This is a genomic window from Enterobacter sp. D2, assembly GCF_034427575.1.
GTDB lineage: Bacteria > Pseudomonadota > Gammaproteobacteria > Enterobacterales > Enterobacteriaceae > Enterobacter > Enterobacter cloacae_M.
This window is the reverse complement of record NZ_JAXQPP010000003.1, coordinates 413249-436220: the sequence shown is the minus strand read 5'-3', so window position 1 is coordinate 436220 and position 22972 is coordinate 413249. Positions and strand designations below refer to the sequence as shown.

At 55.8% G+C, this 22972-nt stretch carries 23 protein-coding genes and 3 tRNA genes; 14 read left to right on the top strand and 12 right to left on the bottom strand.

The annotated features are described in order from the left end of the window. The first annotated feature begins 14 nt into the window (after positions 1–14). Together groL and SPG90_RS17520 are read left to right on the top strand one after the other, a co-directional pair. The gene (gene groL / locus SPG90_RS17525) at positions 15–1658 is read left to right on the top strand and encodes a chaperonin GroEL (protein ID WP_023310114.1); all 1644 of its coding nucleotides are present in this window, start codon (positions 15–17) and stop codon (positions 1656–1658) included. 134 nt (positions 1659–1792) lie between these two features. Continuing rightward, the gene (locus SPG90_RS17520; protein WP_023310115.1) at positions 1793–2146 is read left to right on the top strand and encodes a DUF4156 domain-containing protein; all 354 of its coding nucleotides are present in this window, start codon (positions 1793–1795) and stop codon (positions 2144–2146) included. 47 nt (positions 2147–2193) lie between these two features. On the opposite strand, the gene epmB is transcribed toward SPG90_RS17520, so the two are convergent. Beyond that, positions 2194–3222, bottom strand: a complete 1029-nt coding sequence (gene epmB / locus SPG90_RS17515; protein WP_115876640.1) for an EF-P beta-lysylation protein EpmB — start codon at positions 3220–3222, stop codon at positions 2194–2196. 40 nt (positions 3223–3262) lie between these two features. Here epmB and efp point away from each other — a divergent pair, with 40 nt between their 5' ends. From efp to ecnB, 3 genes are all read left to right on the top strand, one after another. Then, on the top strand, positions 3263–3829 hold the full coding sequence (gene efp, locus SPG90_RS17510) for an elongation factor P (protein ID WP_008502940.1): 567 nt from the start codon (positions 3263–3265) through the stop codon (positions 3827–3829). 58 nt (positions 3830–3887) lie between these two features. Further along, on the top strand, positions 3888–4019 hold the full coding sequence (locus SPG90_RS17505; RefSeq protein ID WP_024907352.1) for an entericidin A/B family lipoprotein: 132 nt from the start codon (positions 3888–3890) through the stop codon (positions 4017–4019). A 108-nt stretch (positions 4020–4127) separates the two neighbouring features. Beyond that, complete coding sequence (gene ecnB, locus SPG90_RS17500; protein WP_003025482.1) at positions 4128–4274, top strand: lipoprotein toxin entericidin B; 147 nt, start codon at positions 4128–4130, stop codon at positions 4272–4274. A 36-nt stretch (positions 4275–4310) separates the two neighbouring features. On the opposite strand, the gene SPG90_RS17495 is transcribed toward ecnB, so the two are convergent. Next, positions 4311–4910: a helix-turn-helix transcriptional regulator gene (locus SPG90_RS17495; protein WP_023310118.1), complete on the bottom strand. Its 600-nt coding sequence runs from the start codon at positions 4908–4910 to the stop codon at positions 4311–4313. Between the two features lie 261 nt (positions 4911–5171). Between SPG90_RS17495 and sugE the strand changes: the two genes are divergently transcribed. Continuing rightward, entirely contained in the window at positions 5172–5489 is a 318-nt protein-coding gene (gene sugE, locus SPG90_RS17490) for a quaternary ammonium compound efflux SMR transporter SugE (protein WP_213751745.1), read from the top strand. Here the strand turns inward: sugE and SPG90_RS17485 are convergent. Both SPG90_RS17485 and blaACT read right to left on the bottom strand, forming a co-directional pair. Further along, a complete protein-coding gene (locus SPG90_RS17485; RefSeq protein WP_023310119.1) occupies positions 5486–6016 on the bottom strand; it encodes a lipocalin family protein in 531 nt (176 codons plus the stop codon). The two genes, sugE and SPG90_RS17485, sit on opposite strands and share 4 nt — an antisense overlap. A gap of 137 nt (positions 6017–6153) precedes the next feature. Continuing rightward, positions 6154–7296, bottom strand: coding sequence for an ACT family cephalosporin-hydrolyzing class C beta-lactamase (gene blaACT / locus SPG90_RS17480; RefSeq protein ID WP_045404828.1), 1143 nt, complete (start codon positions 7294–7296; stop codon positions 6154–6156). Between the two features lie 132 nt (positions 7297–7428). Between blaACT and ampR the strand changes: the two genes are divergently transcribed. Continuing rightward, positions 7429–8304, top strand: coding sequence for a LysR family transcriptional regulator AmpR (gene ampR / locus SPG90_RS17475; protein WP_023310121.1), 876 nt, complete (start codon positions 7429–7431; stop codon positions 8302–8304). Positions 8305–8333: 29 nt separating this feature from the next. Here ampR and frdD read toward each other — a convergent pair whose 3' ends face one another. The 4 genes from frdD to frdA are packed head-to-tail and all read right to left on the bottom strand — an operon-like array spanning position 8334 to position 11627. After that, positions 8334–8693, bottom strand: a complete 360-nt coding sequence (gene frdD, locus SPG90_RS17470; protein WP_023310122.1) for a fumarate reductase subunit FrdD — start codon at positions 8691–8693, stop codon at positions 8334–8336. 10 nt (positions 8694–8703) lie between these two features. Beyond that, positions 8704–9099: a fumarate reductase subunit FrdC gene (gene frdC / locus SPG90_RS17465; protein ID WP_023310123.1), complete on the bottom strand. Its 396-nt coding sequence runs from the start codon at positions 9097–9099 to the stop codon at positions 8704–8706. Positions 9100–9109: 10 nt separating this feature from the next. Then, positions 9110–9844 (bottom strand): succinate dehydrogenase/fumarate reductase iron-sulfur subunit, encoded by a 735-nt coding sequence (locus SPG90_RS17460; RefSeq protein WP_023310124.1) that lies wholly within the window; start codon positions 9842–9844, stop codon positions 9110–9112. Continuing rightward, positions 9837–11627 (bottom strand): fumarate reductase (quinol) flavoprotein subunit, encoded by a 1791-nt coding sequence (gene frdA / locus SPG90_RS17455; RefSeq protein WP_023310125.1) that lies wholly within the window; start codon positions 11625–11627, stop codon positions 9837–9839. Before frdA ends, SPG90_RS17460 begins: the two co-directional genes overlap by 8 nt. Before the next feature lie 310 nt (positions 11628–11937). On the opposite strand from frdA, the gene epmA reads away from it, so the two are divergent. Continuing rightward, the gene (gene epmA / locus SPG90_RS17450) at positions 11938–12915 is read left to right on the top strand and encodes an elongation factor P--(R)-beta-lysine ligase (protein ID WP_024907345.1); all 978 of its coding nucleotides are present in this window, start codon (positions 11938–11940) and stop codon (positions 12913–12915) included. A gap of 44 nt (positions 12916–12959) precedes the next feature. Here the strand turns inward: epmA and mscM are convergent, their stop codons facing one another. From mscM to rsgA, 3 genes are all read right to left on the bottom strand, one after another. Beyond that, a complete protein-coding gene (mscM, locus tag SPG90_RS17445; RefSeq protein ID WP_064791203.1) occupies positions 12960–16283 on the bottom strand; it encodes a miniconductance mechanosensitive channel MscM in 3324 nt (1107 codons plus the stop codon). Positions 16284–16302: 19 nt separating this feature from the next. Then, positions 16303–17271 (bottom strand): archaetidylserine decarboxylase, encoded by a 969-nt coding sequence (gene asd, locus SPG90_RS17440; RefSeq protein WP_029739893.1) that lies wholly within the window; start codon positions 17269–17271, stop codon positions 16303–16305. 97 nt (positions 17272–17368) lie between these two features. Then, entirely contained in the window at positions 17369–18421 is a 1053-nt protein-coding gene (rsgA, locus tag SPG90_RS17435; protein ID WP_023334242.1) for a small ribosomal subunit biogenesis GTPase RsgA, read from the bottom strand. Positions 18422–18528: 107 nt separating this feature from the next. On the opposite strand from rsgA, the gene orn reads away from it, so the two are divergent. The 4 genes from orn (at position 18529) to SPG90_RS17415 (ending at position 19570) form a co-directional block, all read left to right on the top strand. After that, positions 18529–19074 (top strand): oligoribonuclease, encoded by a 546-nt coding sequence (gene orn / locus SPG90_RS17430; protein WP_023310130.1) that lies wholly within the window; start codon positions 18529–18531, stop codon positions 19072–19074. Positions 19075–19270: 196 nt separating this feature from the next. Continuing rightward, a tRNA-Gly gene (locus SPG90_RS17425) sits at positions 19271–19346 on the top strand. Positions 19347–19382: 36 nt separating this feature from the next. Beyond that, positions 19383–19458: transfer RNA gene (locus SPG90_RS17420), tRNA-Gly, on the top strand. A 36-nt stretch (positions 19459–19494) separates the two neighbouring features. Further along, positions 19495–19570, top strand: a tRNA-Gly gene (locus SPG90_RS17415). A gap of 270 nt (positions 19571–19840) precedes the next feature. Here SPG90_RS17415 and queG read toward each other — a convergent pair. Continuing rightward, a complete protein-coding gene (gene queG / locus SPG90_RS17410) occupies positions 19841–20980 on the bottom strand; it encodes a tRNA epoxyqueuosine(34) reductase QueG (protein WP_032662410.1) in 1140 nt (379 codons plus the stop codon). Between queG and nnr the strand changes: the two genes are divergently transcribed. Then, complete coding sequence (gene nnr, locus SPG90_RS17405) at positions 20979–22502, top strand: bifunctional ADP-dependent NAD(P)H-hydrate dehydratase/NAD(P)H-hydrate epimerase (protein WP_064791202.1); 1524 nt, start codon at positions 20979–20981, stop codon at positions 22500–22502. The two genes, queG and nnr, sit on opposite strands and share 2 nt — an antisense overlap. Then, entirely contained in the window at positions 22495–22956 is a 462-nt protein-coding gene (gene tsaE, locus SPG90_RS17400) for a tRNA (adenosine(37)-N6)-threonylcarbamoyltransferase complex ATPase subunit type 1 TsaE (RefSeq protein WP_013095283.1), read from the top strand. The genes nnr and tsaE overlap by 8 nt, the downstream gene beginning before the upstream one ends. Positions 22957–22972 lie beyond the last annotated feature (16 nt).

Genomic DNA, 22972 nt, shown 5'->3' with positions numbered 1-22972 from the left:
GAGGAAATAAGAACATGGCAGCTAAAGACGTAAAATTCGGTAACGACGCTCGTGTAAAAATGCTCCGCGGCGTAAACGTACTGGCAGATGCAGTTAAAGTGACTCTGGGCCCGAAAGGCCGCAACGTAGTGCTGGATAAATCCTTCGGCGCGCCAACCATCACCAAAGATGGTGTTTCTGTAGCACGTGAAATTGAGCTGGAAGACAAGTTCGAAAACATGGGCGCGCAGATGGTGAAAGAAGTTGCCTCTAAAGCAAACGACGCTGCTGGTGACGGTACCACCACCGCGACCGTACTGGCGCAGGCAATCATCACCGAAGGTCTGAAAGCCGTTGCTGCGGGCATGAACCCAATGGATCTGAAACGTGGTATCGACAAAGCTGTCGCCTCCGCTGTTGAAGAGCTGAAAGCACTGTCCGTACCATGCTCTGACTCTAAAGCCATTGCTCAGGTTGGTACTATCTCCGCTAACTCCGACGAAACCGTAGGTAAACTGATCGCTGAAGCGATGGACAAAGTCGGTAAAGAAGGTGTGATCACCGTTGAAGACGGTACCGGTCTGGAAGACGAACTGGACGTGGTTGAAGGTATGCAGTTCGACCGCGGTTACCTGTCCCCATACTTCATCAACAAGCCAGAAACGGGTGCTGTTGAGCTGGAAAGCCCGTTCATTCTGCTGGCTGACAAGAAAATCTCCAACATCCGCGAAATGCTGCCAGTACTGGAAGCCGTTGCGAAAGCAGGCAAGCCTCTGGTTATCATCGCTGAAGATGTTGAAGGCGAAGCGCTGGCGACCCTGGTGGTTAACACCATGCGCGGCATCGTGAAAGTGGCTGCTGTTAAAGCACCTGGCTTCGGCGATCGCCGTAAAGCGATGCTGCAGGATATCGCAACCCTGACCGGCGGTACCGTGATCTCTGAAGAGATCGGTATGGAGCTGGAAAAAGCGACCCTGGAAGACCTGGGCCAGGCGAAACGCGTTGTGATCAACAAAGACACCACCACCATCATCGACGGTGTGGGTGAAGAAGCCGCTATTCAGGGCCGCGTGGGTCAGATCCGTAAGCAGATCGAAGAAGCGACTTCCGATTACGACCGTGAAAAACTGCAGGAGCGCGTAGCGAAACTGGCTGGCGGCGTTGCGGTAATCAAAGTCGGTGCAGCTACCGAAGTTGAAATGAAAGAGAAAAAAGCACGCGTTGACGATGCCCTGCATGCGACCCGTGCAGCGGTAGAAGAAGGCGTGGTTGCTGGTGGTGGTGTTGCGCTGGTGCGTGTTGCCGCTAAACTGGCAGGCCTGACCGCACAGAACGAAGATCAGAACGTGGGTATCAAAGTTGCGCTGCGCGCAATGGAAGCCCCTCTGCGTCAGATCGTCTCTAACGCCGGTGAAGAGCCATCTGTGGTTGCGAACAACGTGAAAGCGGGCGAAGGTAACTACGGTTACAACGCAGCAACTGAAGAATACGGCAACATGATCGACTTCGGTATCCTGGACCCAACTAAAGTGACCCGTTCTGCTCTGCAGTACGCGGCATCTGTCGCTGGCCTGATGATCACCACCGAGTGCATGGTAACCGACCTGCCTAAAGGCGATGCACCTGACTTAGGTGCTGCCGGCATGGGCGGCATGGGCGGTATGGGCGGCATGATGTAATCGTGCGCTCTACGTCGTAGAATGTGAAAAACCCCCGGGCAGAAATGCTCGGGGGTTTTTCTTTTGGTCATCTTTTAGGTATAAGATTTACACACGGACAACTACTGTCCAGCTTATTGAAAACGAGGAATAACATGCGCGTAAAAGTCTGTGCAGGGATTGTAGGGGCAGCATTGCTGCTGGCGGGTTGTAGCTCCAGCAATGAGCTGTCGGCAGCGGGCCAGGGCGTTCGCTTTGTGGAAGATAAGCCTGGCAGTGAATGCCAGCTGTTAGGCACGGCAACCGGTGAGCAAAGTAACTGGATGTCAGGTCAGCATGGCGAGGAAGGTGGCTCGATGCGCGGTGCGGCGAATGCCTTGCGTAACCAGGCTGCGGCAATGGGCGGTAACGTGATTTACGGCGTGAGCAGCCCAACGCAGAGTATGCTGTCCAGCTTCGTGCCGACCGCCAGTCAGATGAACGGCCAGGTCTACAAGTGCCCGAACTGATGGCCTTTTTCCCTCTCCCTGTGGGAGAGGGTTAGGGTGAGGGGAAACTAGTGCTGCCGCAGCTGCAAGTCCAGCGGCGTCTTGCTCGGCTCTCCGCCAATCTCCCGTGCCAGCTTCGGCACCATATAGCCTGAAACCAGCGTTAACAGTTCGCGCATAATCTGCCGGGCTTCTTCATCCGTCACCATGAAATGGGCCGCGCCCTGAACGCGATCCAGCACGTGCAGGTAATAGGGCATCACGCCCGCATCAAACAGGGCATTGCTCAGGTCAGCCAGCACGCGGGCGCTGTCATTCACGCCGCGCAGCAGCACGCTCTGGTTCAGCAGCGTTACGCCCGCTTTACGCAGACGCGCCATCGCTGCGCGAAAATCATCGTCAATTTCGTTCCCGTGGTTGATATGGTTCACCAGCAACACCTGCAGGCGAGACTGCTCAAGGCGTGCCACCAGGCCGTCCGTGATACGTGCCGGAATAACAATCGGCAAACGGCTATGAATGCGCAGACGTTTGATGTGCGGGATGGCTTCCAGCTGTGTCAGCAGCCAGTCCAGCTCGTGATCTTTTGCCATCAGCGGATCGCCGCCGGAAAAAATAATCTCATCCAGCTCTGAATGGACGGCAATATAGTCCAGCGCGACCTGCCAGTTGCGTTTATTGCCCTGGTTTTCGGCATACGGGAAGTGCCGACGGAAGCAATAACGACAATTTACCGCGCAGCCGCCCTTTACCAGCAGCAGGGCACGGTTGAGATATTTGTGCAGTAAACCAGGCACCACGCTGTTCTGCTCTTCCAGCGGATCGGTGCTGTATCCCGGCGCGGTGATAAACTCATCCTGCGAAGTAAGTGTTTGTTTTAATAGCGGATCGTCGGGGTTGCCTTTCTCCATCCGCGCCACAAACGCACGGGGAACGCGCAGGGCGAAAAGGCGCTTTGCCTCGCGGCCAGCAAGCAACTCTGGGTGCTGATCGAGGTCTAAAAGACGCAGCAATTCATCAGGACTGGTGATTACATCGGCAAGTTGCGATAACCAATCTTCTCTGGACGGGGTGTTTAGGGTTACAATATGCGCCATTTTGTGGCTTAGCTACCAGTTAACAAATTTAGAGGGCCTTATGGCAACGTACTATAGCAACGATTTTCGTGCTGGTCTTAAAATCATGATGGACGGCGAACCGTACGCGGTTGAAGCCAGCGAATTCGTTAAACCAGGTAAAGGCCAGGCATTCGCACGCGTTAAGCTGCGCCGTCTGCTGACCGGTACCCGTGTTGAGAAAACCTTCAAGTCTACTGACTCCGCTGAAGGCGCTGATGTTGTTGATATGAACCTGACCTATCTGTACAACGACGGTGAGTTCTGGCATTTCATGAACAACTCCACTTTCGAACAGCTGTCTGCTGATGAGAAAGCGGTAGGTGATAGCGCTAAATGGCTGCTGGACCAGGCTGAGTGCATCGTAACCCTGTGGAACGGTCAGCCTATCGCTGTGACCCCACCAAACTTCGTAGAACTGGAAATCGTTGAAACCGATCCAGGTCTGAAAGGTGATACCGCAGGTACCGGCGGTAAACCAGCCAAACTGTCTACCGGCGCAGTGGTTAAAGTTCCACTGTTCGTACAGACTGGCGAAGTGATCAAAGTGGATACCCGCTCCGGCGAATACGTATCCCGCGTGAAGTAATTTACGTCATGATTGAAGGCGCAGCGCCCGCTGCGCCTGATTTTTGCAGACAGGGATGATGAAACGTACCGTTAAAATTCTGCTTCTGTTAGCGCTTTCCAGCGCATTGCTTTCCGGCTGTAACACCACCCGTGGGATGGGACAAGATATCCAGGATCTCGGTCATATCATTTCTCACGCCGCCAGCTAAGTTCGTCTAATTTTCCTAAAAATGCTTCCTTTTCCGTCAACCGGCGGGATCTTGTCTATTCTTAAGTTGCTATACACAAAATAACTTTGGCTATAAAAGGAAGATATTATGGTTAAGAAAACAATTGCAGCGATCTTTTCAGTCCTGGTACTTTCTTCAGTCTTAACAGCCTGTAATACCACGCGTGGCGTCGGTCAGGACATTTCTGAAGGTGGTAGCGCAATCTCTGGTGCGGCAACCAAAGCTCAGCAGTAATTAACATACGGTACGAGACCAGCGGGTTTCGTACCGTCAGCTTTCTGATTCCTGCAGGGATAAGAACGGAGAAAAACGCGTATCCATATGCAATTTCATGCGGATATTGCGTTTATAGGTATACACCGTTTTTCCGTTGATACTCAGGTGAGCGGCAATTTTTTGATTGCTCGCACCGTCCATCCACAATGTCAGCACTTTCTCTTCCTGTCGGGTCAGCAAGGGGGCCGCCGCCGTTGGCCTGTCAGCGCTGGCGCGTGAGATTAATGCGTCGTTGATCGTCGTTGCCACTTCTTCGAGACTGGCGTTTTTCAACAGCGACGACCACACCGGGAACTGTCCGAGCCAGTCGGTCATGCCGCGGTCCTCTCCCGATTGCAGCAAAATAAACGGTAATCGTTCACTGGCGCTCAGCAACGACGAGAGCTGCTGAAAATGATGAATATCCTGCCTGAAGCCGTAAAGATCGGCGATAACCAGCGTGGGTTTCCATTGCAGAATGTGCTCCCTGGCAAGGAACAGATTATTTAACCCGGTCACAACGTAGTGTCCCGGGAACAAACCGGAATGATTGAGCCATGCTTCAAACCCTGTGCGGGTGAAGTGACAACGGTCAATCAAAAGAATTTTGAACATATTTTATTCGCAGTCGGCTAGTGGTTTGGCTTCCTGCCATCAGAAAGCACATCATCATAGAGAAGTCGGATGAGTGCTAAATGCCGGAACTACGCGCCATACTGCGGCTATTTCTTGCCTTAACGTGTTCAGCAAAAAATGATTGAAAAAAAATAGCACGCTAACCACAATATGGGGCGTAATCTCTGCCTTACGGGACGACCCGTAAGCGTTTCTTTCACCGGGGACGGCCCCAACTTGTATTAAGTTAAGGAGCCTGAAATGTCCTGGATAATTCTTTTTATTGCTGGCCTGCTCGAAGTGGTATGGGCAATTGGTCTCAAGTACACCCACGGATTTACCCGCCTGACGCCCAGCGTCATAACCGTCACCGCGATGATCGTGAGTATTGTCCTGTTATCCTGGGCAATGCGCTCGCTGCCTGTGGGAACGGCTTATGCCGTCTGGACGGGCATTGGTGCGGTGGGGGCCGCCATCACCGGCATTCTGCTGCTGGGAGAGTCAGCGAGTCTGGCGCGTATCGTCAGCCTCGCCTTGATTGTGGCCGGGATCGTTGGGCTGAAGCTCAGTACCCATTAATGGGGTTGTTTTACCCAAATAAGTTTTGACACATCAAACCCTTGCCGGGTCGCGACGTCCAGCATCTGCTGTTTCATTTCTGACGAAATAGTTGGCGTGCGGGAAAGTATCCACAGATAGTCGCGATCCGGCCCGCAGACCAGCGCGTGACGGTACTCTCTGTCGAGCGCGATCACGTTATAGCCGCCATAAAACGGGCCGAAGAAAGAGACTTTGAGCGCGGCCCGTCGCGGGTCGCCCGTGAAGTACGCTTTTCCAATCGACTGCTGCCACATCTCCCGATCGGGATTATAGCCCCGGTTGATCACCTGAATACCGCCATCATCCATCGGGCTGTAATTCGCAGTGACCTTCTCTAAGCCCTGCTCAAACCGATGGTCGAGGCGCGCGATTTCATACCATGTTCCAAGGAAGCGTTGTGCATCAAAAGGCGAGACGACGGTAACGCCTGGAGGCGGGGTAGGGGAACTGCAGGCAACCACTAAAAACGCGGCTGTCACCGCGGCGATAACAGGCAGAATGCGCATAGGAGTTTCCTTACTGTTTTTTGTTAAGTGTAGATGACGGCAAGAAAAATGTGGTTTTTGTGCGGTGTGTTTCGCCGGGTGGCCACCCTGTGGATTTTGTAGGCCGGGTAAGCGTTAGCGCCACCCGGCAATGTTTACTACAGCGCGCTCAAAATACGGTATGCCGCCTCAACGCGTGCCGGGTTCGGATAGCTTTTATTTGCCAGCATCACAATACCGAGCTGCTTTTCAGGAATAAATGCCACGTAGCTGCCAAACCCGCCGGTAGAGCCTGTTTTATGGACCCAGGATGCGTTGACCGGGGGCGCTGGTGGATTCACTTCTCTCGCAGGCAGCGGTGCCAGTGCAACCTTATTGTCGCTACCTTCAACCACGGTTTTGGCATCGACCGGCCAGTTAAGCATTTCCCAGCCTAACCCCTGATACATGGCCCCCACGCGCCAGTAGCGAGACTGCGCCAGGGTAAGGCCTTTCCTGAGTGAATTATCCTGAAGGGAGTCCGGCTTCATGTTGACCATCACCCAGCTTGCCATATCCTGCACGTTGGTTTTTACGCCATAGGCTTCAGCGTCCAGCATTCCTGGCGAAACGTGTATCGCTTTACCGTCGCGGTATCCCCAGGCGTAATGCGCCTCTTCCGCTTTCGGAACGTTAATCCACGTATGGTCCAGCTTGAGCGGCTTAAAGACCCGCGTCGTTATGGCCTGCTCATAGCTCATGCCGGAAGGTTTGACCGCCAGCGCGCCAAAAAGACCGATGCTGGCATTGGCGTAAAGACGCGTGGTGCCCGGCTTCCACTGCGGCTGCCAGTTTTGATAAAAGCGCAACAGAGAGGCGTTATCCGTGACCTCATCCGGTACCTGTAACGGCAAACCTCCTGCGGTATAGGTTGCCAGATCCAGCATGCGGATCCCCTGCCACTGCTTGCCTGTCAGCTCAGGCCAGTATTTTGTCACCGGATCGCCCAGCGATATTTCACCGCGAGCAATGGCATCGCCACCGAGTACGCCGGTGAAGGTTTTACTTATAGAACCCAGTTCGAACAAGGTTTGTGGAGTGACAGGTTTGTTCGCCGCAACATCGGCTTTACCGAAGGTGAAGTAGTGCGGCTGACCCTCATAAATCACCGCCACCGCCATACCCGGAATGGCCTGCGCTTTCATCAGCGGCGTAACGGTCCGTTCCACCACCTCAGCCAGCTGTTTTTCTGACATCGGGGTAGCCAATACCGAGCAGGAGGTGCTGAGCAGCAGGGCGCAGCAAAGGGATTTAGTCATCATCATTTATCTTCCGTAATAGCAGTTCAAGGGAGTGTCCGGGCCCGTCAGACCGCTGTAGTCTGTTGGATTTGACTATGGCTGACAAACGGTTAAATTTAGCATTAGCTGTTAATTTTTCTAACGGACGAGACCATGACGCGCAGCTATCTCCCTCTTAATTCCCTGCGGGCGTTTGAAGCAGCCGCCAGGCATCTCAGTTTTACTCATGCCGCTATCGAGCTGAATGTCACCCATTCCGCGATTAGCCAGCACGTCAAGGCGCTGGAACAGCACCTTAATTGCCAGCTGTTTGTCCGCGTTTCGCGAGGGCTGATGTTGACCACCGAAGGCGAGAATTTGCTGCCGGTGCTGAATGACTCGTTCGATCGCATCGCCGGAATGCTGGATCGTTTTGCCAGCCAGCGCGCTCAGGAGAAGCTCAAAATAGGTGTGGTAGGGACTTTTGCCACGGGTGTTTTATTCTCGCTGCTCGCGGACTTTCGCCGCTGCTATCCGCATATTGATCTTCAGCTTTCCACCCATAACAATCGCGTCGATCCAGCGGCCGAAGGGCTTGATTACACTATTCGCTACGGTGGCGGCGCGTGGCATGGAACCGATGCCGAATTCCTTTGCCCTGCGCCGCTGTCTCCGCTCTGTACACCCGAGATTGCCTCAGTTCTCAAAAGCCCGGCAGATATCCTGAAGTTTACCCTGCTGCGCTCCTACCGGCGCGACGAGTGGGCTGCGTGGATGCAGGCAGCGGGCGAACACTCTCCCTCGCCGACGCACCGGGTGATGGTGTTTGATTCGTCCGTGACCATGCTGGAAGCTGCGCAGGCAGGCGTAGGGATTGCCATTGCGCCTGTCGACATGTTTACCCATTTACTCAGCAGCGAGCGCATCGTACAGCCGTTTGCAACGCAGATTGACCTCGGCAGCTACTGGCTGACAAGGCTACAGTCACGGTCAGAAACGCCCGCAATGCGCGAATTTGCCCAGTGGCTGGTGGGGAAGATGCAGAAATAAAAGGCCCGCCGGATGGCGGGCCAGAAGCGTCAGATGGTGACCACGGCAATCAGCGTCACCACGGTCAGGATGGTCGCCAGACCGTAGAACACCCATTTCCCGCTCGGTACATGAATTTTCAGGTCATGCATCGCATGGTGAATACGGTGCAGGCCACACCACAGCGGCAGGACGATCATCAGGAAGATGAACGCGCGGCCGATAAAGCTGCTCGCGAACGCCAGCACGCGCTCGTAGCTCAGCGCATCGCCCGGGAACAGCCCCAGCGGCAGCATAATGCCGACCAGCAGAATGATGACGGGGGCGATGATGGCACTCCACATGCCGCCTGCGCCAAACAGGCCCCAGAAGACCGGTTCGTCAGAACGTTTTGGATTTGGATTGATCACAGGTGTCTCCTTACCAGAACAATGCGACAAACAGAATGACCACAGTGACCAAAATCGTCACTGCCCAGAGCCCTTTAATCACCGGCTCTGGCCCCATTTTCTCGTCTTTTACGATGATGTTCGCCGCTTTTGGCGCCAGCTCAAACCAGGTTTTGGTGTGAAGCAGCGCGGCCGCGAGCACGATCAGGTTCAGAACAACAACGATCGGGTTTTGCAGGAAACCGACAAAGCTGGCCCAGGCTTCCGGGCCATGCTTGAGGGCAAAAACGCCGTACATCAGCTCAAGACTGAACCAGACCGCCGGTACCGCCGTGCCTTCACGCAGCATGTAGAAGCGATAAAACGGCAGGTTTTTCCACCAGGTGGACGGCACAGGCCGCACATAGGCTTTGCGTTTAGTCGTCATCATGCACTCCTTAGCGTGGTTTCAGGGTAGCGATAAGAAAGTCTTTCGAGCTTTCCACTTTACCCTGTTGAATTGCGGCGGCCGGGTCGACGTGCTTCGGACAAACTTCGGAGCAATAACCCACAAAGGTACAGCTCCAGACGCCGTTCTGGCTGTTAAGCTGCGCCATACGTTCTTTTTTGCCGTGGTCGCGGCTGTCTTCGTTATAGCGGTGCGCCAGGGTAATGGCGGCCGGGCCGATGAACTCCTTGTTCAGGCCAAACTGTGGACAGGCGGCGTAGCACAGGCCGCAGTTGATGCAGCCGGAGAACTGATGGTATTTCGCCATCTGCGCCGGCGTCTGGGTATTCGGCCCCTGATCCGGCGTGCGCGGATTACCGATGATGTACGGCTTAATGGCTTCCAGGCTTTCGATAAAGTGGGTCATATCGACCACCAGATCGCGTTCAATCGGGAAGTTGCCCAGCGCTTCGACCTTAATGCCTTTGGTGTACTCGCGCAGGAAGGTCTTACAGGCCAGCTTCGGCACCTTGTTGACCATCATGCCGCAGGAGCCGCAGATTGCCATACGGCAGGACCAGCGGTAGCTCAGGTCTGGCGCCAGGTTGTCTTTGATATAGCCGAGCGCATCCAGCAGGGAGGTTTGCTCGTCATAAGGGACTTCATAGAAAGCGCTGTGCGGTGCGGCGTCCACTTCCGGATTGTAGCGCACCACTTCAACTTTCATTTTTTGCATCTCAGCCATTCGCCTTCTCCTTCTTCTCGGCGGCTTCTGCTTCTGCACCGTACACGCGTTTAGCCGGCGGCAGCGTAGTGATTTTCACGTCGCTGTAGTCCAGACGTGTGGTGCCATCTGCATCGCGCCAGGCGAGAGTGTGTTTCAGGAAATTGACGTCGTCACGTTCGGTACAGCCTTCGTCCAGACGCTGGTGGGCCCCACGCGACTCTTTACGCGCCAGCGCAGAGTGCGCCATACATTCCGCGACGTTCAGGCCGTGGCCCAGCTCGATGGTGTAGAGCAGGTCGGTGTTGAATACGCTGGAGGTATCGGTGATGCGCACGCGCTTGAAGCGCTCCTGCAGTTCCGCCAGCTTGTCGACGGTTTTTTGCATCAGCTCTGGCGTACGGTAAATACCGCAGCCTTCTTCCATCGACAGGCCCATCTCGTCGCGGATCTTAGACCAGTTCTCGTTACCCTCCTGGTTCACCAGATCTTTCAGGCGTTTTTCAACGTCTGCGACCTGCGCATCCAGCGCGGCACCGTTGGCTTCGCCTGCTGTAGCCGCCCGCTCCATCGCGCGCTCGCCCGCCATGCGGCCAAAGACGACCAGCTCTGCCAGCGAGTTAGACCCGAGACGGTTGGCGCCGTGCAGACCCACGGAGGAACACTCGCCGACGGCGAACAGGCCTTTAATTCGGGTTTCGCACTGCTGGTCGGTTTCGATCCCGCCCATGGTGTAGTGCGCGGTTGGACGCACCGGAATCGGCTCTTTCACCGGGTCGACGCCGACGTAGGCTTTCGCCAGCTCGCAGATGAACGGCAGACGTTCCAGCAGTTTCTTCTCGCCAAGGTGACGCAGGTCGAGATAGACCACATCGCCGCGCGGCGTGGAGATGGTGTTGCCTTTGCGCCACTCGTGCCAGAAGGCCTGAGAGACTTTGTCGCGCGGGCCGAGTTCCATGTATTTGTTCTTCGGCTCGCCGAGCGGGGTTTCCGGGCCCATGCCGTAATCCTGCAGATAGCGATAGCCGTTTTTATTGACCAGAATACCGCCTTCACCGCGGCAGCCTTCCGTCATCAGAATGCCGGAGCCCGGCAGACCGGTTGGGTGATACTGCACGAACTCCATATCGCGCAGCGGTACGCCGTGGCCGAGCGCCATGCCCATGCCGTCACCGGTGACGATGCCGCCGTTGGTGTTGTAGCGATAAACGCGACCCGCACCGCCCGTCGCCATCACTACGGCGTTGGCGCGGATCTGGACGAGCGTGCCTTCCATCATGTTCATCGCCACCAGGCCACGCGCCTGCCCGTCATCAACCAGAATGTCGAGGACGAAATGTTCATCGAAGCGCTGAATTTGTGGGAACTGGAGGGAGGTCTGGAACAGGGTGTGCAGCATGTGGAAGCCGGTTTTATCGGCGGCGAACCAGGTGCGTTCAATCTTCATACCGCCAAAGCGGCGAACGTTGACGCTGCCGTCCGGACGGCGGCTCCACGGACATCCCCACTGTTCAAGCTGGGTCATTTCCGTGGGACAATGGTGCACAAAGTAGTCAACGACATCCTGTTCGCAAAGCCAGTCGCCCCCTGCAACCGTGTCGTGGAAATGGTATTCAAAGCTGTCATGATCCTGCGCAACGGCGGCGGACCCTCCTTCTGCTGCCACTGTGTGACTACGCATTGGATAGACTTTTGAAATCAATGCGATTTTAGCGTTGGGATTAGCTTGTGCTGCAGCAATCGCAGCACGTAATCCAGCCCCGCCAGCGCCTATTACGGCAAGATCGGCTTGAAAAGTTTGCACGACATTCCTCCAGATTTTTGTTATTTCGCAACGCGACAAACTAAAGGTAGTTCACCCGTCCAAAAGGACGATTGCGAAAGCGTTTCCACTGCTCCTTTATGGGTAAAACAGTATAACCGTGTAGATGTCAGGGAAATTTGACGTGTTCGATTTTTTTGCTGTTCTGTACGGCGATTTATCATGAAGATTGATGAAATACGTCACGAAAAAGTTCACCTAAATGAAATGCGCTTTTTTACTGCGCAAAATTTGTCTCTGCCCCTGCTAACGAGTAGACTTCGTGCCCTTGTCTGAAATCGGAGAACAACTCATGAGCGAAACGGCCACCTGGCAGCCGAGCGCATCCATCCCTAATCTGTTAAAACGCGCTGCAATTATGGCGGAGATCCGCCGTTTCTTTGCCGACCGCGGAGTCCTGGAGGTGGAAACGCCGTGCATGAGTCAGGCAACGGTAACGGATATTCATCTGGTGCCGTTTGAAACCCGTTTTGTTGGCCCCGGCCACTCTCAGGGCATGAATTTGTATCTGATGACCAGCCCGGAATACCACATGAAACGCCTGCTGGCGGCGGGATGTGGTCCGGTGTATCAGCTATGCCGCAGCTTCCGTAATGAAGAGATGGGGCGTCACCACAACCCGGAATTCACCATGCTGGAGTGGTACCGCCCGCATTATGATATGTACCGCCTGATGAATGAGGTGGACGATCTGCTGCAACAGGTGCTGGACTGCTCGGAAGCCGAAACGCTCTCCTATCAGCAGGCTTTCCAGCGCCATCTGGAAATCGATCCGCTATCGGCGGACAAAACCCAGCTGCGCGAAGTGGCGGCAAAACTGGATCTCAGCAACGTGGCGGATACCGAAGAGGATCGCGACACGCTGCTGCAGCTGCTGTTCACCTTCGGCGTAGAACCACAGATTGGCAAGGATCGTCCGACCTTTGTCTATCACTTCCCGGCAAGCCAGGCGTCGCTGGCGCAGATCAGTACCGAAGATCATCGTGTCGCAGAGCGTTTTGAGGTCTATTACAAAGGCATCGAGCTGGCGAACGGCTTCCACGAACTGACGGATGCCCGCGAGCAGCAGCAGCGCTTCGAGCAGGATAACCGCAAGCGCGCCGCGCGCGGTCTGCCGCAGCAGCCTATTGATGTGAATTTGCTTGAAGCATTAAAAGCGGGCCTGCCGGATTGCTCCGGCGTGGCGCTGGGTGTTGACCGTCTGGTGATGCTGGCCCTGGGCGCAGAGCAGCTTGGCGATGTGATTGCGTTTACCGTAGATCGCGCCTGACGGCAGTTTACCCTCTCCCGCGGGAGAGGGTTGCACCGCTTATCTTACAAACTTCCCGCCGGACGCGTACGCGCCGCTGACGTCAGCGTTCTTCCCGTTTTACGCCCGTCCAGGCTTTCCAGGCGCATCTGGAACGGTGGGAACGGCATATCAATACCGTGCTCGCGGAAGCCCGCCAGAATCAGCTGGTGAATCTCATGGCGCAGCGGCATACGGTGTCCCATTTCGGCGGCGTAGATACGCAGCTCGAAAATCTGGATCCCCTGCTGTAGATCCACAAGGAATACTTCCGGCGCCGGGTTGTCGATCACCAGCGAGCAGCGCTCAGCGGCGGTGTAGAGGATCTGGGTGACCTCTTCGCTGTTGGCGTCCGACGGCGCCGGTACCGTCAGCACCACGCGGGTAACGGAGTCTGACAGCGACCAGTTGATGAACTGCTCGGTGATAAACGCCTTGTTTGGCACGATGATCTCTTTCCGATCCCAGTCGCTGATCGTCGTCGCACGGGTATTGATCTTCGTGATGCTGCCGGTCAGATCGCGAATCGTTACGGTATCGCCAATACGGATCGGTTTTTCGAACAGAATGATCAGGCCAGAGATGAAGTTGGCGAAGATCTCCTGTAAGCCAAAACCTAACCCAACACCGAGTGCCGCCACCAGCCACTGCAGCTTCGACCACTCAATACCGATCATCGAGAAGCCAACCAGCCCGCCAAACAGCATGATCAGATATTTAGTTATGGTCGTAATCGCATATCCCGTCCCCGGGGTTAAATCCAGATGCTGCAGAAGCGCCAGCTCCAGCAGGGCAGGGAAGTTGCGCACCAGCTGCGTGGTAATGATCAGCACCAGAATGGCAATCAGCACCGCCCCTAAGGTGATCGGCTCCAGGCTTTCAACACCCTGCACCGTGGACGTCACGTCCCAAAGAGAGATGTTCTCCAGGAAGCCAAATGCGGAGTGGATCTCTGACCACAGGAAGATCACCGACAGGAGGGCAATCAGCATCAGTATGGAACGAACCAGCCGCAGGGACTGGGTACTGATGGCATCCAGATCCAGTTCGACCTCGTCCGCTTCGGTTGTGCCTTCCGTACTGTTGACATGGTTTGGCTCTTCCTCTCCCCGCGCACGCTGGGCAAGAATCTCTGCCCGGCGATGCTTGGCACGGTCAAACGCCAGACGCCGCCGCTGGATCAACATCCAGCGGCGGATCACGTGGTACACCACCAGAAGCAGGAACCAGATGGCCACCGAGGTTTCCAGTCGCGCCAGCAGCGCCTTCGAGGTCGCCAGATAACCTACTGCGGCTGCCAGCATCGCAACCAACGGTGCGCTAAGCAGCAGGTTCCAGAGCAGCCGGTTGAACATGTTGTCGCCGCTGCCGGATTTATCCAGATAGAGCGGAATGCCAGCGCGTTTCAGGCTGAGCGTAACGATGGCCAGCGCCCCACAAATCAGCATGAAGCAGAGGCGCCCCAGCGAGCCTGAGAACTCCCGGTCATTGAGATTATCAAACATGATCAGCGCCATAATCAGCGGCACAATCAGCCCGATGCTCATCAGGTAGTAACGCATGGCGCGTGCAACGCGGTTACGCGGCCAGCCAAAGTGGGTGATAAACAGGCCATTGGGGCGCGCGAAGGTGGCGCAAATCATGACCACCCACAGCAGCGGCACCGTGGCGGTGACGCCATCGCCAATCGCGACCGCGAGCGGATAGGGCCAGGCTTCCCGCAGGCCATACCCCAGCGTCATCCACAGCACCGGCAGCGGGGAGGCGACAAGAATCGACCAGAATACGGTGCGCAACGTCAGCCAGAAGTGATCCTGGGTGACTTTCCCGACCCTGGAGCTGGAACGCTCCAGGAAGCGGGTGAAATGTCTGCGCGAGTAAATGCTGAAGCCCACCAGAATCAACGCCCCGAGCAGCGGGAAAATGGTCTCTTTGCTGGTAAACATCATCACGCTGGCCTGTCCCAGCTGGCTGACGGTGTCCAGCGAAATCAGGCGGCGCAGGTCCTGGACAATCTCAATCGGCCACGAGAATGTCATCGGACGCACGTCGGACGTCCAGAAGAGATAACGGTGCGTAGCCTCGTTCACCTCTTTCAGCGCATCTTCCAGCTGGCTGTTGGAGACTTTTAGCTTGGTCAGCTCCAGAATCAGCGTATCCCCGCCCTGGAGCAGAGAGTTTAGCAGTTCACGCTGGGTACGCAGCTGGGCTTCCAGAATGCGGTTTTGCTCGCTGGTCAGGGGCTGGCCGTCAGCCTGACGGATCTGGCGGATTTGCGGCTGTTTATTGAGAAGATCTTCAAAGTGCAGTCGCTGAACGCGCAGCTGGGCCATCTCGGTATCCAGCTGCTGCGGCTTCGGCATTTCCGGCAGGCGCGCGACCTGGGCGCGTAACGCTTCGCCCAGCAGGTTTGATGATCCGAGCCACTGGGACTGCTCGCGCAGGGTGTTGAGCGCCTGGCGAACCTGAAGGGTTTGATTGGTCGCCTGACGCTGCTGCGAGGCAACCAGATCCATACGCTGCGCCTGCTGGTTCAGCGCGGCAGAAAGCTCGCGGTTGACCCTGAATTGTTCGTTGATACCGGCAGGCAGGTTTTCGCTGTTTTCCGCCAGCAGTTCGGTGCTTTCCAACGCGCGCTCCGCTTCACGCTGGCGCTGGCTGTTGAGCTGATTGCGCAGGGCCTGGAGATACGCATCCAGCTGCTCGCTTTGCTTCTGAGCGAGTTCAGAGCGCATCCGCGACAGCTCCTGGCGGTTATTGGCGGAAAGCTGCGCCAGCTCCAGCTCATCGACAAGGGCCTTCAGGCGAGCCGATTCTGCCTGCAGGCCCAGATTTTGAGCCTGAGCCTGTGGCGTATTGCCGGTTTGCGTACCCACGCGACGCTCAACTTCATTAAGCTGGCGGCGGGCATCGGTTTGCTGTTGCGGAAGCTGGCTGAGGGAGTCGGCGATTTCACGCGCTCGCTCCTGCTCCTGCTGGGCAAGGCGGCTCTTTTCCAGAAGCTGGCTGCTGACCTGCAGGATCTCCTGGTTCAGGGCGTCGGAGGTCATGCCTGCGGGCACGTCGCGCGGTTCGTCACGCAGATTATTGAGCTGCGCGCGCAGCGTCTGCGAGAGTTTGGGGAAGTTGTCGATAACCTGCTGATACTGCTGAGCGCGCTCAAGAGAGCCTTTCCGCTCCTCAAGCGCGTTCAGGGCAGCCTGGAGCGACTCAACGGTCTCTGGCTGAGCGGGTTTGGCCGCTTTTGCCTGCTCCAGTTCCTGGGTTATCTGTTTGGCGTCGGGGGCTGTCGCTGCGTACGCCCCCATGCTGAGGCACCAGGCCATCAGTAGAACGATAATCGGGCGCACGTCAGCGATCCTTCTGTTGTTAGCCTTCGTCTTTTTTGTCGTCAACCAGCGGGCTGGCGTCGTGCTCGGCGTTAATCTCTTCCTGTGACAGAGGAGCAGGTTCTGCATCCGGCGTCACGAAGGTTTCAGTAGAGACCGCCAGCGGCTGGCCCAGTTTGGTGACCGACAGGCTTTCGAGCTGTTCAGCCAGCTTCACTTTGCCCGGCGCAAACAGGTTGATTACGGTAGAGCCCAGCTTGAAGCGACCCATCTCCTGACCTTTCAGCAGGGCCACCGAGCCTTCCGCTTCACCGGCAGGCCAGGTCCAGCGTTTGATCACGCCTTCGCGCGGTGGGGTGATGGTGCCGGCCCAGACGGTTTCGATGCTGCCTACGATGGTCGCACCGACCAGAATCTGCGCCATAGGGCCAAATTCAGTATCGAACAGACAGATGACGCGCTCGTTACGGGCAAACAGGTTCGGCACGTTCTGCGCGGTCAGGTGGTTTACGGAGAACAGGTCGCCCGGGACGTAAATCATTTCACGCAGGATACCGTTACACGGCATATGCACGCGATGGTAGTCGCGCGGTGACAGATAGGTAGTGGCAAACGTACCGTTGCGGAACAGATCCGCCATCAGGTAGTTACCTGCCAGCAGCGCTTCCAGACTGTAATTATGGCCCTTCGCCTGCAGGATTTTGTCGTCTTCGATGTTACCCAACTGGCTGATCACGCCGTCTGCAGGCATCACCAGGACGTTAGGATCGGTGTTCAGCGGGCGCACTTCGTCACGCAATGGGCGTACGAAGAACTCGTTGAAGGTGCGGTAGCTGGCGGTATCCGGCTTTTGCGCCTCTTTCATATCGACCTTGTAATATTTTACGAAAAGGTCGATGACCAGTTTGGTCAGCCAGCCCGCGCGTTTGCTTGCGCCCCAGCCCGCCAGGCGAGTGAGCCACAGTTTTGGCAGAATGTATTGAAGCGAAAGTTTAAATGCGTTTAACAAGGTAGCCTCCAGGCCATTGTTTTGTCGTTCCTGATCCGGCGTTAAGCCGCCGGAACCTGAAAAAAGGGGACGATTTTAGCGATGCTTAGCTTAGTTGTCAGTTATCAGAATCAGAAAAGTTTTTACGCGTTTTTACGTCTTCCATGCTCTCAAGAATACGGTGGTAATTCTCGAAGCGGGTTTCCGCGATCTCGCCTTTCTCAACCGCTTCACGGATAGCGCAGCCAGGGTCGTTATCGTGTTTACAGTCGCGGTATTTACAAGCGCCTAAATAATCATGGAATTCGACAAATCCGTTAAAGATTTGTTCCGGCTCAAGGTGCCACAAACCGAACTCACGCACGCCCGGGGAGTCGATCACGTCGCCGCCGTGCGGGAAATGATACAGACGCGAGGCGGTGGTGGTGTGCTGGCCCAGGCCAGAGACGTTGGACACATCGTTGGTCAGGATCTCTTGCTGGAGGCCAAGCAGGTTGTTCAGCAGGCTCGATTTACCTACGCCGGACTGGCCAGCAAAGATGCTGATGCGGTCGGTCAGCGCCTCTTCCAGCGGTTTAAGGCCATCTTTGGTGTGGCTGGAGACCATCAGCACGCGGTAACCAATCTTGCGGTAGATATCCATCTGCTCATTCACGAAGGCCATGCCGTCGTCATCCAGCAGATCGATTTTGTTCAACACGATAATCGGTTCAACCTGCAGCGTTTCGCAGGCGACGAGGTATCGGTCGATAATGTTGAGAGAAAGCTCAGGTAAAATCGCCGAAACAATGACGATCTGGTTAATGTTAGCGGCAATGGGTTTGACCCCGTCGTAGAAATCGGGGCGGGTTAAAACGGACGTGCGCTCATGAACCGCTTCAACGATACCTTTTACCGTAACGCCTTCCGCCGCCTCTTTACCCGGTCGCCAGACCACGCGATCGCCGGTAACCAGTGAACGGATGGTGCGACGGATATTACAACGGTGGATATCCCCGTCGGCGGATTCGACATCGGCATGCATACCGAAACGGCTGATGACTACGCCTTCTGTCGCTTCACCAAACAGGTTGTCGTCATAATCCGGCTTCTCCGAAGTGGTTTTAAGACGGCGCTGGTGGTTGGCGTTTACGCGGCGCTGCTGCCCTTTGGAGAGTTTATTTTTACTCAATCGCGCTGGCTCCTGGTCGCCCGTAAGGGGCAAAACCTCTATGATACACTCTAATTAATACTAGTTAACCTGCTACTGCCGGTTATGCGAGAAGGGTGGAAAATAACATGAGCGCGGATGAAAACAACCTGATTTGGATCGATCTCGAAATGACCGGGCTGGATCCCGAGCGCGATCGCATCATTGAAATTGCAACGCTGGTGACGGACGCTAACCTGAATATCCTGGCTGAAGGGCCAACGATTGCGGTGCACCAGTCCGACGACCAGCTGGCTTTGATGGATGAATGGAACGTGCGCACCCACACCGGCAGTGGCCTGGTGGAGCGCGTGAAGGCGAGCACGTTCGGCGATCGCGAGGCGGAGCTGGCGACGCTTGAGTTCCTGAAACAGTGGGTTCCGGCAGGCAAATCGCCTATCTGTGGGAATAGCATCGGCCAGGATCGCCGTTTCCTGTTTAAGTACATGCCGGAGCTGGAGTCATATTTCCACTACCGCTATCTGGATGTCAGCACCCTGAAAGAGCTGGCGCGTCGCTGGAAGCCTGAAATCCTCGACGGCTTTAAAAAGCAGGGGACGCACCAGGCGATGGACGATATCCGTGAGTCCGTGGCGGAGCTTTCCTACTACCGCGAAAACTTTATTAAGCTGTGATTTTGCGATCCGGCGCCTTGCGTGGCCGGGTTTTTGTCGTTAAATTGTTCAGCTTGCCGATTAATTAAGCATTTGAACTTAATTTCGAAAAAATCGCTTTAAGGGGGGTTGCAGCTAAAAGGATTTCTCGTATAATGCGCCTCCCGTAACGACAGAGAATTACACGTTACGACAGCAACAAAAGCAGTGCAGATTTGCGGGAATAGCTCAGTTGGTAGAGCACGACCTTGCCAAGGTCGGGGTCGCGAGTTCGAGTCTCGTTTCCCGCTCCAAAATTTGAAAGTGCTTCCAAAGCACGGACCACCCAAGCGGGAATAGCTCAGTTGGTAGAGCACGACCTTGCCAAGGTCGGGGTCGCGAGTTCGAGTCTCGTTTCCCGCTCCAAAATTTGAAAGTGCTTCTAAAGCACGGACCACCCAAGCGGGAATAGCTCAGTTGGTAGAGCACGACCTTGCCAAGGTCGGGGTCGCGAGTTCGAGTCTCGTTTCCCGCTCCAAATTCTTCTTAATCTCTAAAATATCCACAGCGAAAAGAGTCGTTGGGGACGTTTTCTATTGTCTCTGAAATACTATTGTGAACAGAGTTATCCACAGAAACTACGCTTAACCGTAACAGGGTTAAAGCTTAGCAGGGTGAATAATATCTTTGTAACGTGCTGTATTTAGTGAATAAATTTTCATTTCAAAATGTTATTGAGATCACTTGACCTCTTCTCCAACCCAGATGGCGCTTGAGTTTGTAATTTTATTCACAGGCTGTGAATAGTTCAGGCATCCCGCGGAAGCCCTTTTTCAATCACCCGCACCAGACGCTGTTTCTTCGGTAGCTGCACCTCGATCGCGCAGGCATTACGCTTCTCTATTTGCTGCGCAATCGCCCATTCTATGTGCTCATCAAGAAGTGGGTGCTCACCTCTACGGCTTTCAAGCGCCCGTATATTGGCTTCATCCCACGGGGCATTACCCAGCGCGACGGCAACATTACGCAGCCAGCGCAGATGACCGATACGGCGAATGGCCGAACCTTCCGTCACTTTCAGGAACCAGGCTTCGGTCCAGGCGAATAGCTCAACGAGCTGAGGCGCATGCAGCGCCTTACGCGGGCTGAAATCCTCTTCGTCCGTGAGCTGCGAATAGCGGTTCCACGGGCAGATCAGCTGGCAGTCGTCGCAGCCGTAGATGCGGTTGCCAATAAGCGGTCGAAATTCCTCTGGAATGGCTCCTTCCAGTTCGATAGTGAGGTAGGAGATGCAGCGGCGCGCATCAACGGTGTAAGGCTCGACGATGGCACCCGTCGGACAGATGGTCATGCAGGCCACGCAGCGTCCGCAGCCTTCCTCTACCGGGCCGTCTACCGGCAGCGGTAAATCAATCAGCAGTTCACCCAGGAAGAAGAACGAACCGGCGTCGCGGCTGAGGATAAGTGAGTGCTTACCTGTCCAGCCAAGCCCGGCTTTTTCGGCGATCGGGCGCTCAAGAATAGGCGCAGAATCGACAAAGGGTCTAAAATTCAGCGAAACACAGTGCTGCTGAATAGTTTCCCCGAGTTTTTTTAAACGGTTACGCAAGAGCTTATGGTAATCACGTCCCAGGGCGTACCGGCTGACGTAACCCAGAGAGGGATTTTTTAGCGTGCGCGCAAAGGCCGCGTTGGCAGGCAGATAGTTCATGCGCACGCTGATGACGCGTAATGTGCCCGGCAAAAGCTCGTGAGGGCGGGCGCGCATCATGCCATGACGCGCCATCCACTCCATTTCGCCGTGGTATTGTTTGTCCAGCCATGCCTGCAGTTTTGGCTCGCTGGCGGAGAGGTCGGTATCGGTAATGCCCACCTTCTGGAAGCCAAGCTCAGCACCCCACTGTTTTATTTTTTGCGCTAATTCATTGAGATCGAGGGGCTGTGACATGACGGACCATACGGTGAAGAAAAACCCCGCAAGTATACCACATTCCATCTGGCATGCGGATGACCTCCGGCGCGCCGAAAAAGAGGCCGCAGACAGCCTCGGGATTACCCTTTATGAACTGATGCTGCGTGCGGGTGAGGCGGCGTTTAACGTTGCCCGCAGCGCGTACCCTCATGCCGCCCACTGGCTGATTCTGTGCGGTCACGGCAATAACGGCGGCGATGGCTACGTCGTTGCCCGTCTCGCGGTTGCGGCAGGTATCCGCGTGACGTTGCTGGCCCAGGAGAGTGATAAACCGCTGCCGGAAGAGGCCAGCGCGGCGCGGGAGGCGTGGCTTAACGCAGGCGGTGTGATTCATGCGCCTGATATCGTCTGGCCGGAAGAGGTGGATCTGATTGTTGACGGTCTGCTGGGTACCGGGCTACGCAGTGCGCCTCGCGAGAACATTGCCGCGCTTATTGAACACGCTAACAGACATTCCGCGCCGGTCGTCGCCCTGGATATTCCCTCAGGCCTGATTGCACAAACCGGCGCGACGCCGGGAGCGGTCATTGAGGCTGCACATACGGTGACCTTCATCGCCCTCAAGCCGGGGCTACTGACCGGTAAAGCGCGGGATGTGGTCGGCATGTTGCACCACCATGCGCTGGGGCTGGAGAGCTGGCTGGCCGGGCAGGAAACGCACCTCGCGCGTTTTGATGCATCCCAGCTTGCGGCGTGGCTCCCGCCGCGCCGGCCAACGTCCCATAAGGGCGATCACGGCAGGCTGGTGATTATTGGCGGCGATCGTGGTACAGCAGGTGCGATTCGCATGACCGGCGAAGCGGCTCTGCGCTGCGGTGCCGGATTAGTGCGAGTACTCACTCGCATTGAGAATATAGCGCCGATCGTTACAGCCCGACCGGAGCTGATGGTCCATGAGCTTACGCCTCAGTCGCTTGAAGAAAGCCTGGAATGGGCGGACGTGGTGGCGATCGGCCCCGGCCTTGGGCAGCAGGCATGGGGCAAACAGGCCCTGCAAAAGGTCGAGAATTTTCGTAAACCGATGCTGTGGGATGCCGACGCGCTTAACCTTCTGGCAATAAACCCCGATAAGCGTCACAATCGCATTCTGACGCCACACCCCGGCGAAGCCGCGCGACTGCTTAACTGCAGCGTGGCAGAAATTGAAAGCGATCGCTTACTTTCTGCTCAGCGTCTGGTAAAACGTTACGGAGGTGTTGCTGTTTTGAAAGGGGCAGGAACCGTTGTCGCCAGTGACGAGACGCAGGGCATTATTGATGCCGGAAATGCGGGCATGGCAAGCGGCGGCATGGGCGATGTGCTTTCCGGCATCATTGGCGCATTGCTTGGACAGAAACTTCCCCTTTATGATGCAGCCTGCGCGGGCTGCGTGGCCCACGGTGTCGCGGCGGATAAACTGGCCGCGCGTTACGGTACACGCGGCATGCTGGCCACCGATCTTTTTTGCACGCTGCGGCGTGTTGTTAACCCGGATGTGATTGACGTAGAAAATGACTAATCGAGCGATTCCTTTACCTGATGAACAAGCCACTTTAGAACTCGGCAAGCGTGTGGCGCAGGCCTGTCAGGGGGCAACCGTCATTTATCTGTATGGTGATTTAGGTGCGGGTAAAACCACCTTCAGCCGGGGTTTTTTGCAGGCGTTAGGGCATAACGGGAATGTGAAAAGCCCAACCTACACGCTGGTAGAACCGTACACCCTTGAAAATCTCATGGTGTATCACTTCGATTTATACCGCCTTGCGGATCCTGAGGAGCTGGAATTTATGGGGATCCGTGATTATTTTGCCAACGACGCCATTTGCCTGGTGGAGTGGCCGCAACAAGGTGCGGGTGTGCTGCCTGACCCGGATGTCGAAATTCACTTAGATTACCAGGCACAAGGGCGTGAGGCACGCATCAGTGCTGTTTCCTCATCAGGCAGTTCCTTACTGGCGCGACTGGCCGGTTAAGCGTAGGGATGACGGG

Coding starts and splice junctions, on each gene's coding strand:
- SPG90_RS17520 (WP_023310115.1), top strand. CDS start 1,793: ATGCGCGTAAAAGTCTGTGCAGGGATTGTAGGGGCAGCATTGCTGCTG.
- blaACT (WP_045404828.1), bottom strand. CDS start 7,296: ATGATGACTAAATCCCTTTGCTGCGCCCTGCTGCTCAGCACCTCCTGC.
- groL (WP_023310114.1), top strand. CDS start 15: ATGGCAGCTAAAGACGTAAAATTCGGTAACGACGCTCGTGTAAAAATG.
- orn (WP_023310130.1), top strand. CDS start 18,529: ATGAGCGCGGATGAAAACAACCTGATTTGGATCGATCTCGAAATGACC.
- epmA (WP_024907345.1), top strand. CDS start 11,938: ATGAGCGAAACGGCCACCTGGCAGCCGAGCGCATCCATCCCTAATCTG.
- queG (WP_032662410.1), bottom strand. CDS start 20,980: ATGTCACAGCCCCTCGATCTCAATGAATTAGCGCAAAAAATAAAACAG.
- SPG90_RS17495 (WP_023310118.1), bottom strand. CDS start 4,910: ATGTTCAAAATTCTTTTGATTGACCGTTGTCACTTCACCCGCACAGGG.
- SPG90_RS17460 (WP_023310124.1), bottom strand. CDS start 9,844: ATGGCTGAGATGCAAAAAATGAAAGTTGAAGTGGTGCGCTACAATCCG.
- frdC (WP_023310123.1), bottom strand. CDS start 9,099: ATGACGACTAAACGCAAAGCCTATGTGCGGCCTGTGCCGTCCACCTGG.
- efp (WP_008502940.1), top strand. CDS start 3,263: ATGGCAACGTACTATAGCAACGATTTTCGTGCTGGTCTTAAAATCATG.
- ecnB (WP_003025482.1), top strand. CDS start 4,128: ATGGTTAAGAAAACAATTGCAGCGATCTTTTCAGTCCTGGTACTTTCT.
- nnr (WP_064791202.1), top strand. CDS start 20,979: ATGACGGACCATACGGTGAAGAAAAACCCCGCAAGTATACCACATTCC.
- sugE (WP_213751745.1), top strand. CDS start 5,172: ATGTCCTGGATAATTCTTTTTATTGCTGGCCTGCTCGAAGTGGTATGG.
- tsaE (WP_013095283.1), top strand. CDS start 22,495: ATGACTAATCGAGCGATTCCTTTACCTGATGAACAAGCCACTTTAGAA.
- ampR (WP_023310121.1), top strand. CDS start 7,429: ATGACGCGCAGCTATCTCCCTCTTAATTCCCTGCGGGCGTTTGAAGCA.
- SPG90_RS17505 (WP_024907352.1), top strand. CDS start 3,888: ATGAAACGTACCGTTAAAATTCTGCTTCTGTTAGCGCTTTCCAGCGCA.
- SPG90_RS17485 (WP_023310119.1), bottom strand. CDS start 6,016: ATGCGCATTCTGCCTGTTATCGCCGCGGTGACAGCCGCGTTTTTAGTG.
- epmB (WP_115876640.1), bottom strand. CDS start 3,222: ATGGCGCATATTGTAACCCTAAACACCCCGTCCAGAGAAGATTGGTTA.